The organism is Actinoplanes xinjiangensis, from assembly GCF_003148685.1.
GTDB lineage: Bacteria > Actinomycetota > Actinomycetes > Mycobacteriales > Micromonosporaceae > Actinoplanes > Actinoplanes xinjiangensis.
Genome location: NZ_QGGR01000024.1, coordinates 20,150 through 34,919, shown reverse-complemented (window position 1 = coordinate 34,919; position 14,770 = coordinate 20,150). Strand labels below are relative to the sequence as shown.

Below are 14,770 nucleotides of genomic sequence, written 5' to 3'. Positions count from 1 at the left end.
TAGCGAGGTCAGTTGGTGAGGGAGAGCCGGTCGTCGAGTGATCGCCGACCGGAAGGTAGTAGCGGGCCGTGCAGCAGTCGCGCGATCATGGTGGCCATCGGGCCAGGCTGATCGGCCTGGAAGACGTTGCGTCCCATGGCGACTCCGGCGGCCCCGCCGCGTAACGCGTCGGAGACGTACGAGAGGACAGCGTCGGTCTGCTCCTCACGAGGTCCGCCGGCGACGATGACCGGAATGGGGCAGTGCCGCACCACCTCAGCCATCCGCTCCGGTGTGCCGGCGTAGTCGGTCTTGACGATGTCCGCGCCGAGGTCCGCAGCCAGCGACGCGGCGTGCGCCACCAGTTCCGGCGCCCGCGAGTCGCTGATCTTCGGTCCGCGGGCGTACACCATGGCCAGCAGTGGCATGTGCCAGCGATCGCACTCCTCCGACACCGCGGCCAGGTCGGTGATCTGCCGGCCTTCATCGCCGGAACCGAGGTTGACGTGCACGCTGACGGCATCGGCGCCCAGCCGTAGAGCCTCCGCGACTCCCGCGACGAGGTACTTGGCGTTCGGATCCGCGGCATGTCGGGTGCTGGCACTCAGATGCACGATGAGCGACATTCCGGTGAAGCATCCTGGATCGATGTGGCGCAGGCTGCCCTTGTGCAGGACGACGGCGTCGACTCCGGTGCCGGTGAGCTGGCCCACCAAGCCGTTGAGGTCACCACAGCCGAGTGGTCCGTTGGTGATCGAGTGATCCAGGGGCACCACGAACAGCCGTCCGTCTCCGTGACGAAACAGGCGTCGCAAGCGCAGGCGCCGGGCGAATGAGGCGTTGTGCAGGGCCATGATGTCCTTACCTGTCTCGAGCCGGGATTACGTGCTCCGAGGTCGGCGCCGTGCCGTTTCGGACGGGTGGGCGGGGTTCCTGCCGGTCGAGCTGGAACGCACGATGCAGTGCGTCGACGGCGGCGACCGTGCTGTCCTGCGGCACGATGACCGACAGCCGTGACTGGGACGTGAAGATCCAGCTTGTCGGAATGTCGGCCGCGGAGAGGGCTGCCATGAGCTTGGCGGTGTATTCGGGTCGGCTGAGCAGCCCCATGCCGACCACGGAGACCTTGCCGACGTTCTCGTCGAAATGGACGCCGCCGCCGAACCCGACCGCCACCTTGTGCAACGCGTCCCGGACACGGCTGACCTCGCTGCGGCGGATCGTGAATCCCATCCGGAACTCCTTCTCATGAGGTCCCGATCTGGCCACCAGGTCCACCACTGTGCCTTGGGCGGACAGTGCCTCGAACACCTCCGGGGCCAGGTCGTGACAGCCGTTGCGGCAGTGCACGAGCACTCTCGCGACATCGGTGTCGTGGGCGACCGCCACGACGGCCCGTCGAGTTTCCAGCGGCCGGTCGTCCGGCAGCTCGGAGATGATCGTTCCCGGCGCTTGCGACATCGCGTTTCGGACCGACACCACGACTCCTTCCATTGCGGCGAGCTCGACACAGCGGGTGTGCAGGATCCGCGCGCCGGCGAACGCCATCTCGGCCATCACCTCGGGATGAATCCACCGCAGGCACCTGGCGGCCGGCATGATGCGCGGATCAGCGCTGAAGACGCCGTCCACGTCGGTGTAGATCTCGCAGGCGGAGGCGCGTAGTTGCGCTGCGAGTGCCACCGCGGTCGTATCGGAGCCGCCGCGGCCGAGCGTGGTGACGTCGCCGGCCCGGTTCACGCCTTGAAACCCGGCAACGACGGCCACTCTGCGCTCGCTGAGGACGGCGTGGACCGGCCCCGTCGCGATCGTCGATATGAGTGCGTCGCCATGGCGGTCGGTCGTACTGATTCCGGCCTGGTGGCCCGTCAGCGAGCTGGCCGGCACCCCGAGCCCGCGCAGGGTGAGGGCCATCATCGCCACCGACTCCGACTCCCCGACGGCAAGCAACTGATCCAGCTCCCGCGAAGGGGTCGTCGGGCCGATGTCAGCGGCCAGCCGCAGCAGATCGTCGGTCCTGCTGCCCCGCGCGGAAACGACCGCAACCACCGATCGTCCGCTGCGCCACGCCTGCCCGATGCGCATGGCGGCGTTGCGCACCCGATCGAGTGTTCCCAGTGAGGTACCGCCATATTTCTGCACCAGTACGTCCATCTTCGGTCACCGCCCGTTTGGATTCCTCGTACCGAATCGACAGTAATGGCGATCGATGTGTTGCCCCACTACTCACGCGAGTGGTGGGCACGACGCGGGTGAGTACACCGCAATCCCGTGACGTCGTCACGCGCCACCCATTCACGTTAATGCGGGCGAAATCGCGGGAATCAGTGACGCCCGTCTACCCGGCGGGCGCGGAGACTCCCAAGGCGGAAGAGCGTGCCGTTATCGATGTGGAAGGCGCTCGCATGCCGATCAGACAACGCTTCGTCCGGGAACAATCGCTCGGTCCGCGCTCCGCGGGACAACGTTCGCTCAGCCGGCGTCCCGTCGGCACACCGGGGGCCGCGGCGGTGGTACCGACAGCACGGGGACCCGCACGATGGCTCGGCACCCTGCTGCCGGGTGATCCGACACCGGGGCGGCTACTGCGCTTCGCCGTGGTGAACCTGTGCACGGTGAGCGTGCTGCTCCTCGGGGCGTACGCGATCCTGCTCGCCAGCAGCGGCGAGCTGCGGTGGGCGGCCGCCTGCCTCCTGGGCTGCTTCTGTCTGGACGGGCTCGACGGCGCGCTCGCACGCCGATTCGGCGTCGACAGCCCGTTCGGGGCGCAGATGGACTCACTGGCGGATCTCTGCGGATTCGGGGTGGCCACCCCGCTGCTGGCCTACCACTGGCTGCACGGCACGGCTTCGGCATACGCCATCGGGCTGGCGTGCGCGATGCTAGCAGCCTGCGCCATGGTTCGGCTGGCCCGCTTCAACGTGGTCCCGAAGCAGGTGCGGCACTTCTCCGGTCTTCCAGCGGCCATGCCGCCGGTGATCCTGGCCGGCGCCATCCTGCTGGACGTCGAGCCGGCCGGCGGCCACATCGGGCTCATCAGCGGCCTCGCCGTTCTGATGATCACGACAGTTCCCTATACCAAGTTCGCTCCGTTGCTCACGCTGCCGCGATGGGTGTGGCCGGCCACGGGGGCAGCGCTGGTGGTACGACCGACGGCCACGCTCGGCACGATGATCGCCGGGTACCTGGTGTCGGGCCCGGTGCTGTCGATCGTCCGACGGTTCGCCAGGTCCGTGCCCGCGGCGGCCGGCCCGCAGCCGGCACGTTCGGCATCCGCGACCGTGGCAGCCCGTGATCCGGTGCGCTCACACGTTCGCATCGCGATCGTCGGCGCTGGATTCGCCGGCCTAGGCATGGCGATCCGCCTCAAGCAGTCAGGCATCGACGACTTCGTGGTGCTAGAGCGTGCCGGCGAGGTCGGTGGAACGTGGCGGGACAGCGTGTACCCCGGTGCCGCCAGTGACGTGCCGTCCAACCTCTACTCGTACTCGTTCGCCCCCGACCCGAACTGGACGCGGACGTTCCCGACACAGCCGGAGATCCAGTCCTACCTGAACCGGTGTGCGGTGCAGTTCGGCCTGGACCGGCACCTACGCGCGGGCCAGGAGATGCTCACCTCGGAGTGGGTCGACGACGCCGCGCACTGGCGGGTGGACACGCCCGCGGGTTCTCTGACCGCAGACGTGCTGGTGGTGGCGACCGGCCCGCTCAGCAAGCCCGCCCTTCCCTACCTGCCGGGCCTCGAGCGGTTCACCGGCGCCGCTTTCCACTCGGCGACCTGGGACCCGTCGTACGACCTGCGCGGCAAGCGGGTGGCGGTCATCGGCACCGGCGCCTCCGCGGTGCAGTTCATTCCCGAGATCCAGCCCGAGGCGGCGGAACTCTTCGTCTTCCAGCGGACGCCTCCGTGGGTCATCCCCCGCTGGGACCGTCACAAGACGGACCTCGAGCAGGGAATCTACCGCCGGCTACCCATCGTGCAGCGCCTGGCACGGACCCTCGTGTATCTGTGGCGTGAGACGCTCCTGCTCAGCTTGACCTCCGGCCAGAGCATGCTCAAGCCCGCGGAGTGGCTGGCCCGGCGGCACCTGCATCGGCAGGTCGAGGACCCGAGCCTGCGGGAGGCTCTGACACCGGACTACCGGCTCGGCTGCAAACGGGTCGTGCTGTCGAACACGTACTATCCCGCGGTGAGCCAGCCGAACACCCGGCTGGTGCGCAGCGAGATTCGCGAGGTGCGCCCCGACTCGATCGTCTGTGCCGACGGGTCGGAACACCTGGTCGACGCGATCATCTTCAGTACCGGGTTCGAGTCGGCCAACATGCCGATCGCTGCCCGGCTTCGCGGCCGGGACGGCCGGCTGCTCGCTGATGACTGGCGCGACGGTGCGCAGGCGTATCTCGGCACGGCCGTATCCGGCTACCCGAACCTGTTCATGCTGCTGGGACCCAACAGCGTATCGGGACAGAATTCGTCGCTGCTGACGATGGAGGCCCAGGTCGAGTACATCGTCGAAGCGGTGCACCTCATGCAACGGACCGGCGTCGTGGCGGTGGAGGTCAGCCGAGAGGCACAGGCCTCGTTCGTGTCCGACGTCCACCGCAGGAGCATCGGCACCGTGTGGGTGTCCGGGTGCAGGAACTGGTATCTCGACGCCCGCGGCCGTAACACCACCCTCTGGCCCGGGCTCACCCGGTCGTTCCGCCAACGGACCCGCCGATTCGACGTCGAGAACTATGTCGTGCACGCGGGCGTGCGGAAACCTCCACCAGCCGCTTCGGCTGGTGGAGGTGTCCGCACGCCGGTCAATGACTGAATCGGGTGAACAGCGCCTTGGTCTGCGGCCAGCGGCCCCAGGCGATGATGACGACCAGCACGAACCAGGCCACCGGTGCCCAGCCTTCGCCGATGATGACCACGTTGGTGTAGGTGGCTGCGACCATCAGCGTGGCCAGCCCGATCGCGGCGAGGCCGGACAGTGCGGGGATGAGTACACCGATCCCACCCACGATCTCCACCACCGCGACCAGATACCGGAGCCAGTCTCCGGCACCGATGTGATCGAACAGATCCACCATCCGCTGCATCCCGAATAGTTTCGCGAGCCCGCCGGCGATGAAGTCGAGGCCGACCACGATCTGCAACACCCACAGCAGCCTGTTGGTCTTTCGTCCTCTTGCCGGGATTTCGGTTCTGCCGGCGACGGCGTTGCTGCTCATGCCATGTACCTCCTCTCGCGAGAGATACCGCTAGTGCACCGCGGCACCGACATCAATCGATGTCAGATCGACCGTAAGGGCGGCGCACGACTTTTCCCACTACCCGCGTGAGTAGTACCGCGACATGCAGGTGATCGCGCCAGCGATCTCTGGGCATCATCGCGTTTCCACGTGATCCGTCGACGGTTCCGTCAGTGGATCCTGAAATCTATTCAGTGCCACCACCGCGGACTCCATGAAGGAGAGCTGATGCCACGCGAAAGGGCACGACATGCCCGGCACGACGAATTCACGGCTGATCCCCTCGGTGCTCTGACAGCACTCGAAGCGGAGGGAAGCGCCTTCGCGCTGCTCCATCGGCCCCGGTCGGCGCAGGGAGCCCCGGTGGAGGTTCTCGTCGGCGACGTCGGTGAGTTCGACCGCCTCGCCGACCTGGTGCTGCCCGACCCGGCGGCCGCGCATGAGGCGGCGGCCGGCCCGGACCTTCTCGTGGCGGTTCCGTACCGGCAGATCGTCGAGCGCGGCTTCGACTGCCGGGACGACGGGGCGCCGTTGCTGGCCATGCGGGTGCGCGCCCGGGCCGAACTGGAACTCACCGAAGCTCTGGCGAGCCTGCCGGACGAGCGGGTGGAGATGTCCGGTGCCGGGTTCGATATCGACGACAAGGACTATGCGGATTGCGTACGACGGGTGTTGCGGGAGGAGATCGGGCAGGGCTCCGGATCGAATTTCGTCATCAGGCGCTCCTTCGTCGCCCAGGTGCATGATTACGGCGTCCGCAAGGAGCTCGGTATCTTCCGCCGGTTGCTGACCGGCGAACTCGGCGCGTACTGGACGTTTCTGTTCCACACCGGCGCCGGCACCTTCATCGGCGCATCCCCGGAACGGCACGTCAGCCTCACCGACGGCACAGTCATGATGAACCCGATCAGCGGCACCTACCGACACCCGCCGGGTGGTTCCGACGTGGCGGGTCTGCTGCGATTCCTCGACGATCCGAAGGAAGCCAACGAGCTGTACATGGTCGTCGACGAAGAACTGAAGATGATGGCGCGCATGTGTACGACCGGCGGCCGGGTCCACGGGCCCTATCTCAAAGAGATGGCGCGCCTCACCCACACCGAGTACCTACTGAGCGGTGACTGTGAACTCGATGTGCGTGACGTGCTGTACGAAACTCTGCTCGCGCCGACAGTCACTGGAAGTCCCCTGGAGAACGCCTTCCGGGTGATCAGCCGCCACGAGACGACGGGCCGCCGGTACTACGGCGGCGTTCTCGCTCTGATCGGGCACGACGACGCCGGCAGCCGCACTCTGGACTCCTCGATCATGATCAGGACCGGCGAGTTCACCGCCGACGGCGGACTCAGCCTCGGCGTCGGCGCTACCCTCGTCCGTGACTCGGATCCGGACTCCGAAGTCGCGGAAACCCATGCGAAGGCCGCTGGGATGCTGGAAGCGCTCGGTCTCACCGCTCATCCCGATACCGGCCCGAGGCCATCAGCGCCGACACCCGCCTCGCCGGCCGAGGATCCCCGCGCTCGCCGGGCGCTGACCGACCGGAACGCGACACTGTCCCGCTTCTGGCTCGACGGTGCGGGTCACACGGTCGCAGATCCGGCTCTGCTGGACCGGCATGTGCTGGTCGTCGACGGCGAGGACACGTTCACCGCAATGCTGGGCCATCAACTGCGTGCGCTCGGATTGCGGACCACGATCGCCCGGTACGACGAGCCGCTGTACCCCGAACGGTTCGATTTCGTCATCGTCGGCCCCGGCCCGGGTGACCCGTGCGACATGACTGATCCGCGCATTGCCACCCTGCACGCACTGACCCGCGAGCTCCTCGCCGGCGACGTGCCGTTTCTGTCCATCTGCCTGGGCCATCAGGTACTCGCCGCCGCACTGGGTCTGCGGGTGGTCCGGCGTGCCCGGCCCAACCAGGGCGTTCAGCGTCTGATCGACCTTTTCGGCCGGCCGGAGCGGGTTGGCTTCTACAACAGCTACACGGCGGTGGCCCCCGAGGATCTCGTGGTGTGCGCGCCGCTGCGGGAGCCGGTCCGCATCAGTCGCGACCACCGGTCAGGTGAGGTACACGCGCTGCACGGACCGGGATTCCGCTCGGTGCAGTTTCACCTCGAGTCGATTCTGACCCAGCACGGACCCCAGATTCTCAGCGCGATGCTCACCTCGGTGATGCCGGTCCCCGTCGGCAGCTGAGAAGGGGCCGGTCCTCCTTCTGCGTCGCCAGTGACGCAGAAGGAGGACCGGTGCTTGTCGCTCGACCGACCGCAGCGCGGCACGAGGAGTGCGGAAGTCACCTCAGGTGCGTGCCGGATCGGTCGCGGTCTGCCCGGTGACCAGCGCCTCGGGGGCGTCCGATTCCACATGGTGCGGCTGGGTCTTGTAGCGAGCCGTATACACATAGGCGGGCGGGAAATAGGTCCAATGAATTCTGCCGGTCACGACCTCAGCGAATCCGGTGTGGACCAGCTGATGGAAATGGCGGGCCGGCGGCGACCAGACGGCATGGGCGTATGCGTAGGCCGTGAGTCTGCCGTCGGGGGCAAGGCAGGTCTGGAAAGCTTCCATGAACCGGCGCTGCAGGCTGTGATTGAACAATCCGTGCGGCAGACCGCTGACGATCACGTCGGCATAGCCGAGCCCTCGTTCGTCGAGGATCTGGCGGAGCTGCACAGCGTCGCCCACAGCGACGTCCAACTCCGGATACCGGCGCTGCAGCCGGACGGCGAATCTCTCGTTCAACTCCACCGCCACGTGGCGACCACGGCCGCGAAGCCGTTTTTGAATCTCTGAGGTGAAAGGGCCGGTGCCGGGCCCGAGTTCCACGACCAGCGGGTCGCCCGTCTCCGGCACTGCGGCTGCCATATTTCTCGCCACCGGTGGTGGACTCGGCATGATCGCCGCGGTGCGCATCGGGTGCCGCAGGAATTCCCGGAGGAACATGCCACGCTCGCTGTTCATGATACGCCACCCGGTTCCTCTTGAATTCGGCATGCATGCCGTCGCAGATTAGTCACCGACGAAGCTCCCTCTGCTCAACCACTTAGGGCGCAATATGCCGCACCCTTAACATTGGATTTCTGCAGCCGCCCTTCGCGGAACTGGCCGCCACAATGAGAGCCTATCGAGCCGAAATCAGTCGGCGAACTACTCGACCTGACTGGCTTTCGCTACTCGGGTGGGGCGCCTACCGGAAAGGTATCGTGAACGTCCATCGCCGCCGGATCAGGCAGCGATGGACGCGACGCGCAGTGGTCAGGCCGATCCGCGCTGCGTGGATTCCGACAGGACCGACGATGACGGCTCGGGCTCGCTCAATTCGATGACCTGCATGGGACAGACTTTGACGGCCTCGGCCACCGCGTCGCGATGATGCTCGGCGGGCTGAGGCTGCAAAAGCATGACGATGCGATCCTCGTCCTGGCCGAACACCTCCGGCGCCTGCAGCACACACAGTCCGGCGCCACAGCATTTGTCCCGGTCGACGGTGACGTTCATGTAGGTCTCCTTCGTTCTACTGAAATCTCGGCGGACCAGGGGCCGGCACTGTCAGCGGCTCACGGTGCTGCCCGTAGCAGGTTGTGCCGGTGCGGACTCCCGCTTCTTGCCGGGATCCGCTGTGCGCAGGAGGGCAACGACTGCCAGCGCGCTGAGGATCGTCGCCAGCGTCATGGCCCATTGCATGCCGGTCCGGTCGTAATCGGAGGCGGCCCACATCACGGTGGCAAGCGCCGGACCGAAGGCGAAGCCCAAGGTGCGAGCCAGGTTGGTCGAAGAGCCCGTCGTCGCCAGCAACGGCTGAGGCGCGTTGCCCATTGCCATCGCCGCATTCGGGGCGTTGAACAGGCCGTTGCCGCAACCGGCCACGAACAGCCGCCAAGCGAGATCTCCCGCTCCCCACGAGCTGTCCATCGGCAACAGCAGGGCCAGCCCGACCGTGAACAGCACCGTACCCAGCAGAGCGGTCCGTCGCGCACCCCACAAGTCGCCCAGCACTCCTCCAACGGGCCCGGTCAAAGCCATCCCCAACGGAAAGAGCAGAACGGTGGCGCCGACCGCTGACACCGACACATCGAGTTCGCGTTCCATGAAGAACGGCGTGATGAAGAAGACGGTGCCGATGGCTGTCGCGGAAGCGAGCAGCGCAACGTGCGGGCCGACCTCACCGGGTGCTTGGAAGAGTCCGCGTACCGCACGGCTGAGCGGCATGCGCAACCAGGCGACGAGCAGGGGAACGGCCACCAGGGCGAGCAGCAGCCATACCGGTCCTTCGCTGGCGGTGAAGGACAGCGACAGCAGCAGGGCGGCGACAGCCGTGCTCAGCAATGCAGCCTCGGCGAACCAGGCCCGGTCGGGCAGGTGCAACGGTTTGCCCGGTGCCAGCGTGCGCACACCGACGATCATCACGAGGACGCTGACCGGAACGTTGACGAAGAAGATCCACGTCCAGCCCAGTCCGTCGACGATCAGGCCGCCGAGCCCGGGGCCGCTGATGAGGCCGAGCGGGCCGAGGGTGGTGATCAACCCCATCGCGCGCCCGCGCGCCTGTGGTTTAACGGCTGTCGTGGCCAGCGCGGGCACCAGCGAGAAGAGCAGGGCACCGAAGGTTCCCTGCAGCAGTCGCGCGGCTATCAGCCAAGTCAGGCTGGTGGAGAGGCCTGCCGCGACGCTTGCCAGCGCGAACCCGGTGAGCGAGAAGATCAACGCGGGGCGCCGCCCGACAGTGTCCAGCCAGCGGCCGCTGGGCAACGCAAGACCGGCAAGGGGAAGCAGGTAGCCGAGCACTACCCACTCGGTCATGCTGGTGTCGATCTTCAGGTCACGCTCGATCGCCGGCAACGCCACGTTGACGATGCTCATGTCCACGGAGGCCATGAAGACCGCCAAGCCGGCGGCGATCACCAGCCACCACTGATTCTTCTGCGGCCCGGCCGGGGGCGGCTGCGGGCCGCCTTCCGGTGCGGGGCTTCCTCGACGGTCGGTCTCCTCGGCCATGACAACGATCTCCCTGGTCTCGATCAGGCTTCGCCCGGGGCCCGTGACGAGCTGCCCGGGGCCGCGGCGACGAGTCTGGTGCTGTAGGTAGGGAGAGACTACATCAAATCCATTTGATCAATCAAACTCATTTGGTCTAGTTTGCCATCGCTTGCTGCCTCGGATTGCCTGGTCATCTGACGCCATGCAAAAGGCGGCGGTGTCCGACCGTCCCGCGAACACGCGGAACTCGGTCGGCCACCGCCGCCTTCGCGGCCGGCGTTTTCGGGGGTCAGCCCGCCGGTTCGAACAGTTCGACAACGTTGCCGAACGGATCCTCGAGCAGGATCTGCTTGCCCCCAGGGCCACTGACGATGTCATTGCGGAACGAAAGGCCGGCCGCTCGCAACCGCTCGACCTCGGCGGCGATATCGCCGACGACCAGGTTGATCCTGTTCCACCCACCCGGTGTGGGCTTGGCCCCGTCGGGCATCGGCCGGCCGGCGGAGCTGGTGGGCCCACTCAGCAGTAAGCGCAGCTTGCCCCGCAGTACGTCGGCGAACGCCGGCGACGCACTCATCCGCAGGGTGAAGCCGAGATGCTTGGTGTAGAAGTCGACAGCAGTGTCGACATCGTCGACCATGTATCGCACATGAACCATGTCTGCGAGGTCGTTGGCCATAATCAGAGCCTTTCCGGGTTGGTTGCGGCGCTGTCGATTGCATACAACAGGAAGTCGATGCGAACCTTCAGCTCGTCCGCGGCACGAAGGAACGGTGGATAGTCGTCGTCGCCGGCTCCGGCTTCGGCTGCCGGGTCCGGCAAACTCCAGTGCGCCATCGTCGGCGCGCCGGCAAACTTCGGACACACCTCCCGCACCCGATCACAGAGGCTGATGACGTGGTCGAAGTACTGGTCGGTGAAGAGGTCCAAGTGCTTGGAGTGGCGACCGCTGATGTCGATGCCACTCTCTCGCATGACTCGAACAGCGTTGGAGTGCAACGGCTTGGGATGACTGCCGGCGCTGACGGCTTCGACCCGCGCCCCGCCGACCCGCTCCAGCAACGCCTCGGCCATCTGCGAACGTGCGCTGTTGCCCGTACACAGGAACAGCACCCGGGCCCGGCGACTGGACTGGCGCAACTGGAGCCCCGCCGTCGGGGGCGTCAGTGCTGCGGGTACCAGTCGCAACCCAGGGTGCAGAGCTACACCAGCATCCGCAAGCTGCTTCCGGCACGCGGAAAGATCGAGGCTGTAATAGGTGTCGCGCTTGTCCGCCGAGCTGCGCCGCATCGTCACCAGCCCGCCCTCGCGCAGCAGGCCGAGGTGGTACGAGGTCAGACTCTGCCGCTGGCCGATCAGCTCGACGAGTTCCCGGACCTGCCGGTCACTTCGCGCCAGCTCATGGAGCAGTTGCCAGCGCACCGGGTGCCCGGTCAGGCGCAGGACACCGGGCGGCGCTGCCGGTGTCTCCCAGGACGGTGTGAGGGCCATCCTTGAATGGTACCCCAAATACAACAGTTTCATTTGATCGACTTGGAGTTCAGGCAACCTCATGAGTCAGGAAGTACTTGGTCAGTTCGACCCGCGTATTGATGCCGAGCTTGCCGAACACCCTTCGTAGATGGCTGTCGACGGTGTGGGGTGAGAGGAACAGCGTGTTCGCAGCCTCCTTGTTCGTCTTGCCGTCGACGATTGCCCGCACGACGCGAAGCTCCGCGCTCGTCAGACTCTCCCAGCCGGAGACCGGCCGGTTCCCGCCCATTCCGCCGGCGTCGGACACGCCGAGCTTGCGGAGCTTCTTCTGGGCCCGGGCGACGTCTCGGCGAGCATCGCACTGCACATACATCTCCAGCGCGGAACCCAGAAGTTCCACAGCGCCGGGCGCATTTCGTTTCTCCTGCTCACTTTGGGCCGCGTCCTCCAGAGCGATACCGGCAGCCAACGGTCGTCCACCGCGGTAGTAATGGCCGACCGCCCTGCGCAGCGCGGCCGTGTCCCGGTACAGGAGCCCTTCGGCGTGTTCCGCGCCGCCGGCCAACGATGCCACTTCCGGGTTGCGGTCGGCGACCGAGCGGGCCAGGCCCGCGGCGCGCTCCGCCGTTGTGCCGAGGTCGGCCTTCCTGGCCAGGCGCACAATCCTCGCCGCAGCCGTCGGCGCCTCGCTGAAGACCAGCGGATCAGGTGTCGTCTCCGCGTCGATGTCGACCAGGGACTGCACCGCCATCCGGGGTCGTCCGGAGGCTGCGTGGAACTGCGCGAGCGCCCAGTCGAGACGAATGCGGTCGGCAACGGCGTCGTCGGCGACGAATCGGTTAGCCGTCCGCAAGTGGTTCCGCGCCGTGTCGGTGTCACCGTAGTGCAGGCTTACCCGGGCCAGCACCGCATGTGTCAAGACAGACCGTTCCGGTTCGGTCCGGTCGCTCAGGTGCAGGCCGGCCTCAGCCGCGGCGCGGGCTTCACCCAACCGCCCCAGCGCCATCAGCAGCTCCGCCCGATGGCCGTGCCACTGCGCCTCCGCCCAGGAGTCACCATCATGCACGGGACTCTGCCTGATCGCTTCGGCGACCTTCTCAGCCTCCGGAAAACAGTCCGCGGCGATCAACGCGTGTACGACCCATGTCCAGGAGGGGCAGACGCGAATGCCTGCATCCGGATACTGGCGGAGGGGTGGCGGCATGTCGGCCCCGATGCGCCCGTCGACGACCGCAACGAACGGCAGAGCACTGCCGGCCGCTGACGCAGGTCGGACAGCTCCACCCGCGGAGGATTCATGGCTGCCGCGCTCGGCGCTACTCCTGAGCAGGCCTTTTAGTATGGCCCGGTCCGTCTCGCCCAGGTCGAGCCCGGCCCGAATCAGCACCGCGGCGAAGTGGCCGGCTTCGGCACTACGGCCGGCGCCGACCAGCAGGCGCAATGCCCGAGCCAGCGATCGGGATGCTTCTGACGGAATGCTCAGAGCCACCAGAATCGTGGCCGCGACGTCGTCGCATTCGCACAGGGGCGACATCGGCGCTTCAGCAACGAGAAGCCCATGCCCGGGCGACTGACGAAGTGGCTGCGCGGTGACGTCGGCCGCTCCGGCCCGGCCCACGCGGCGAAGGTCTGCACTTGCCGAAGACGAGTCGTGACCGCGGCGGTCGGTGACAGCGGTGCGCAGTCCTCGCCGCTTGGCGGTGTCACGCCGCCCCGGCAAGCACACCGTCTCATCACCGGGCAATGGTCGATCCACCTGCGAGGACCCGGCTGAGTCGTGGTCCGGCGGCGGTTGCGCGCCCTGGACCAGCAGGTTGCCGACTTCGGCCGGCATGGCGCTCATCAAACCGTGGACGGCACTGTGCATGCTCTCGGGAAGGCGGTCAGCCAGTATGGACGCCTTGCCATCGACGATGACGACGTTGCCGGCGTCCACGAACGCGCTCATCAGCCTCTCCAGAAGCCACGGATTTCCGCCGCAGCGTGCCGCCCACGTGAGTACCGACGAGTCTGGTTTGACGCCCAGAATGCCGGCGCACAGCGCGCTTACCGCCTCGTCGTCCAGCGGTCCGAGATGCAGCCGCATCGCAGCGCGGTCGCACAGCCAGCCGATCGCGTGCTGGGCCAGGGACTGTCCGGTTGTCGGCCGACGGGCCAACAACCACAGCACTGCAGCTTCGGCGTGGGTCCGCACCAGTGCCTGCAGGGCCACGCTGCTGATTTCGTCTACGCGCTGAGCATCGTCAAGAATGATCAATAGCGGCCGTCTGCTAGCCGCCTCCTCGATCATTTCACCGAGACGGTCCGCCACCAGAAAGGGGTTCGAATCCGGCGAAATGAAATCCGCGGATTCCGGGATGTCTGCTGGGACATCACCCGCAATGACGTGGCGCAGGAAGATGTACAGCTCTCGAACGACCGTGGCCTCTCGATTGGCTCCAGCACGCATGTGAGCGACCGCAAGTCCGCGCTGGGCGCCCTCTCCAGCCACGGCTTTCAGCATGCGGCTCTTGCCGGTGCCGACCGAGCCTTCGAGGAGCACGCAAGCACCGGAGCCGCCCAGCGTGGCATCCAGATAATCACTGAGCACCTCAGATACGCATTCACGTCCGACAATCGGATACATGAATTCCCCCATGTGTCGATACTCATGATCCCTTAGCGAACATACCCAGGCTATCGACATCCGCCACTCGCCGCACACCAGGATGGTGCGTTTACGTTACATCAATCCAGTTTGATTCAGTGATCGCTGGAACCGACTAAAGGGATCTATACCGCCGATATGCATCGCATGCCCGCGAACAACATCGCTGCCTCACTCGACCGCCGCACATGGCGCCCCTCTGTGTCAAGAGGCGGTGAGGAGCGGTGCTCTAAGGCGGTTTTCGGCGGGTCCGGGAAGTGACTTCTCCGAAGTGTCGGCCTTGGGGGTTAGGTCTCGATGGTCGCGGAGCGTTTGTGCGGATCTACGCCGATGATGACCTGGCCCATGTCGTTGGCCCTTCCTCGAGTCGACGGTGTGTCGACGGGAGGTCAGCGCTACTTTGAGCCGGGCAGTCCCTCTCTGGAGCCACTCCGCGCCGCGGTGACCGGC

General features: G+C 66.6%; 11 protein-coding genes. 2 read left to right on the top strand and 9 right to left on the bottom strand.

Annotation, left to right across the window (positions count from 1 at the left end):
- Positions 1-8 precede the first annotated feature (8 nt).
- Positions 9-833 carry a 2-amino-3,7-dideoxy-D-threo-hept-6-ulosonate synthase gene (locus tag BC793_RS36965; protein ID WP_109601134.1) on the bottom strand — a complete coding sequence of 275 codons (825 nt, stop codon included), beginning with the start codon at positions 831-833 and terminating at the stop codon, positions 9-11.
- A 7-nt stretch (positions 834-840) separates the two neighbouring features.
- Positions 841-2,133, bottom strand: coding sequence for an aspartate kinase (locus BC793_RS36960; protein ID WP_109601132.1), 1,293 nt, complete (start codon positions 2,131-2,133; stop codon positions 841-843).
- 98 nt (positions 2,134-2,231) lie between these two features.
- Here BC793_RS36960 and BC793_RS36955 point away from each other — a divergent pair, with 98 nt between their 5' ends.
- A complete protein-coding gene (locus tag BC793_RS36955; protein WP_146246621.1) occupies positions 2,232-4,796 on the top strand; it encodes an NAD(P)-binding domain-containing protein in 2,565 nt (854 codons plus the stop codon).
- Here the strand turns inward: BC793_RS36955 and BC793_RS36950 are convergent.
- A complete protein-coding gene (locus BC793_RS36950; RefSeq protein ID WP_109601128.1) occupies positions 4,786-5,199 on the bottom strand; it encodes a DoxX family protein in 414 nt (137 codons plus the stop codon). The two genes, BC793_RS36955 and BC793_RS36950, sit on opposite strands and share 11 nt — an antisense overlap.
- A 249-nt stretch (positions 5,200-5,448) precedes the next feature.
- Here BC793_RS36950 and BC793_RS36945 point away from each other — a divergent pair, with 249 nt between their 5' ends.
- Positions 5,449-7,419 carry an anthranilate synthase family protein gene (locus tag BC793_RS36945; protein ID WP_109601126.1) on the top strand — a complete coding sequence of 657 codons (1,971 nt, stop codon included), beginning with the start codon at positions 5,449-5,451 and terminating at the stop codon, positions 7,417-7,419.
- A 102-nt stretch (positions 7,420-7,521) separates the two neighbouring features.
- Here BC793_RS36945 and BC793_RS36940 read toward each other — a convergent pair whose 3' ends face one another.
- The 6 genes from BC793_RS36940 to BC793_RS36915 all read right to left on the bottom strand — a co-directional run bounded on the left by BC793_RS36940 (position 7,522) and on the right by BC793_RS36915 (position 14,311).
- The gene (locus tag BC793_RS36940) at positions 7,522-8,184 is read right to left on the bottom strand and encodes a class I SAM-dependent methyltransferase (RefSeq protein ID WP_203896505.1); all 663 of its coding nucleotides are present in this window, start codon (positions 8,182-8,184) and stop codon (positions 7,522-7,524) included.
- A gap of 294 nt (positions 8,185-8,478) precedes the next feature.
- Positions 8,479-8,721, bottom strand: coding sequence for a ferredoxin (locus BC793_RS36935; protein ID WP_109601124.1), 243 nt, complete (start codon positions 8,719-8,721; stop codon positions 8,479-8,481).
- 51 nt (positions 8,722-8,772) lie between these two features.
- On the bottom strand, positions 8,773-10,218 hold the full coding sequence (locus BC793_RS36930; RefSeq protein ID WP_109601122.1) for an MFS transporter: 1,446 nt from the start codon (positions 10,216-10,218) through the stop codon (positions 8,773-8,775).
- Between the two features lie 271 nt (positions 10,219-10,489).
- Complete coding sequence (locus BC793_RS36925; RefSeq protein ID WP_109601120.1) at positions 10,490-10,879, bottom strand: VOC family protein; 390 nt, start codon at positions 10,877-10,879, stop codon at positions 10,490-10,492.
- Positions 10,880-10,881: 2 nt separating this feature from the next.
- Entirely contained in the window at positions 10,882-11,691 is an 810-nt protein-coding gene (locus tag BC793_RS36920) for an arsenate reductase/protein-tyrosine-phosphatase family protein (RefSeq protein WP_109601281.1), read from the bottom strand.
- Positions 11,692-11,740: 49 nt separating this feature from the next.
- A complete protein-coding gene (locus BC793_RS36915; RefSeq protein WP_158319484.1) occupies positions 11,741-14,311 on the bottom strand; it encodes a helix-turn-helix transcriptional regulator in 2,571 nt (856 codons plus the stop codon).
- Positions 14,312-14,770 lie beyond the last annotated feature (459 nt).

Coding starts and splice junctions, on each gene's coding strand:
- BC793_RS36965 (WP_109601134.1), bottom strand. CDS start 833: ATGGCCCTGCACAACGCCTCATTCGCCCGGCGCCTGCGCTTGCGACGC.
- BC793_RS36960 (WP_109601132.1), bottom strand. CDS start 2,133: ATGGACGTACTGGTGCAGAAATATGGCGGTACCTCACTGGGAACACTC.
- BC793_RS36950 (WP_109601128.1), bottom strand. CDS start 5,199: ATGAGCAGCAACGCCGTCGCCGGCAGAACCGAAATCCCGGCAAGAGGA.
- BC793_RS36945 (WP_109601126.1), top strand. CDS start 5,449: ATGCCACGCGAAAGGGCACGACATGCCCGGCACGACGAATTCACGGCT.
- BC793_RS36940 (WP_203896505.1), bottom strand. CDS start 8,184: ATGAACAGCGAGCGTGGCATGTTCCTCCGGGAATTCCTGCGGCACCCG.
- BC793_RS36935 (WP_109601124.1), bottom strand. CDS start 8,721: ATGAACGTCACCGTCGACCGGGACAAATGCTGTGGCGCCGGACTGTGT.
- BC793_RS36930 (WP_109601122.1), bottom strand. CDS start 10,218: ATGGCCGAGGAGACCGACCGTCGAGGAAGCCCCGCACCGGAAGGCGGC.
- BC793_RS36925 (WP_109601120.1), bottom strand. CDS start 10,879: ATGGCCAACGACCTCGCAGACATGGTTCATGTGCGATACATGGTCGAC.
- BC793_RS36920 (WP_109601281.1), bottom strand. CDS start 11,691: ATGGCCCTCACACCGTCCTGGGAGACACCGGCAGCGCCGCCCGGTGTC.
- BC793_RS36915 (WP_158319484.1), bottom strand. CDS start 14,311: ATGGGGGAATTCATGTATCCGATTGTCGGACGTGAATGCGTATCTGAG.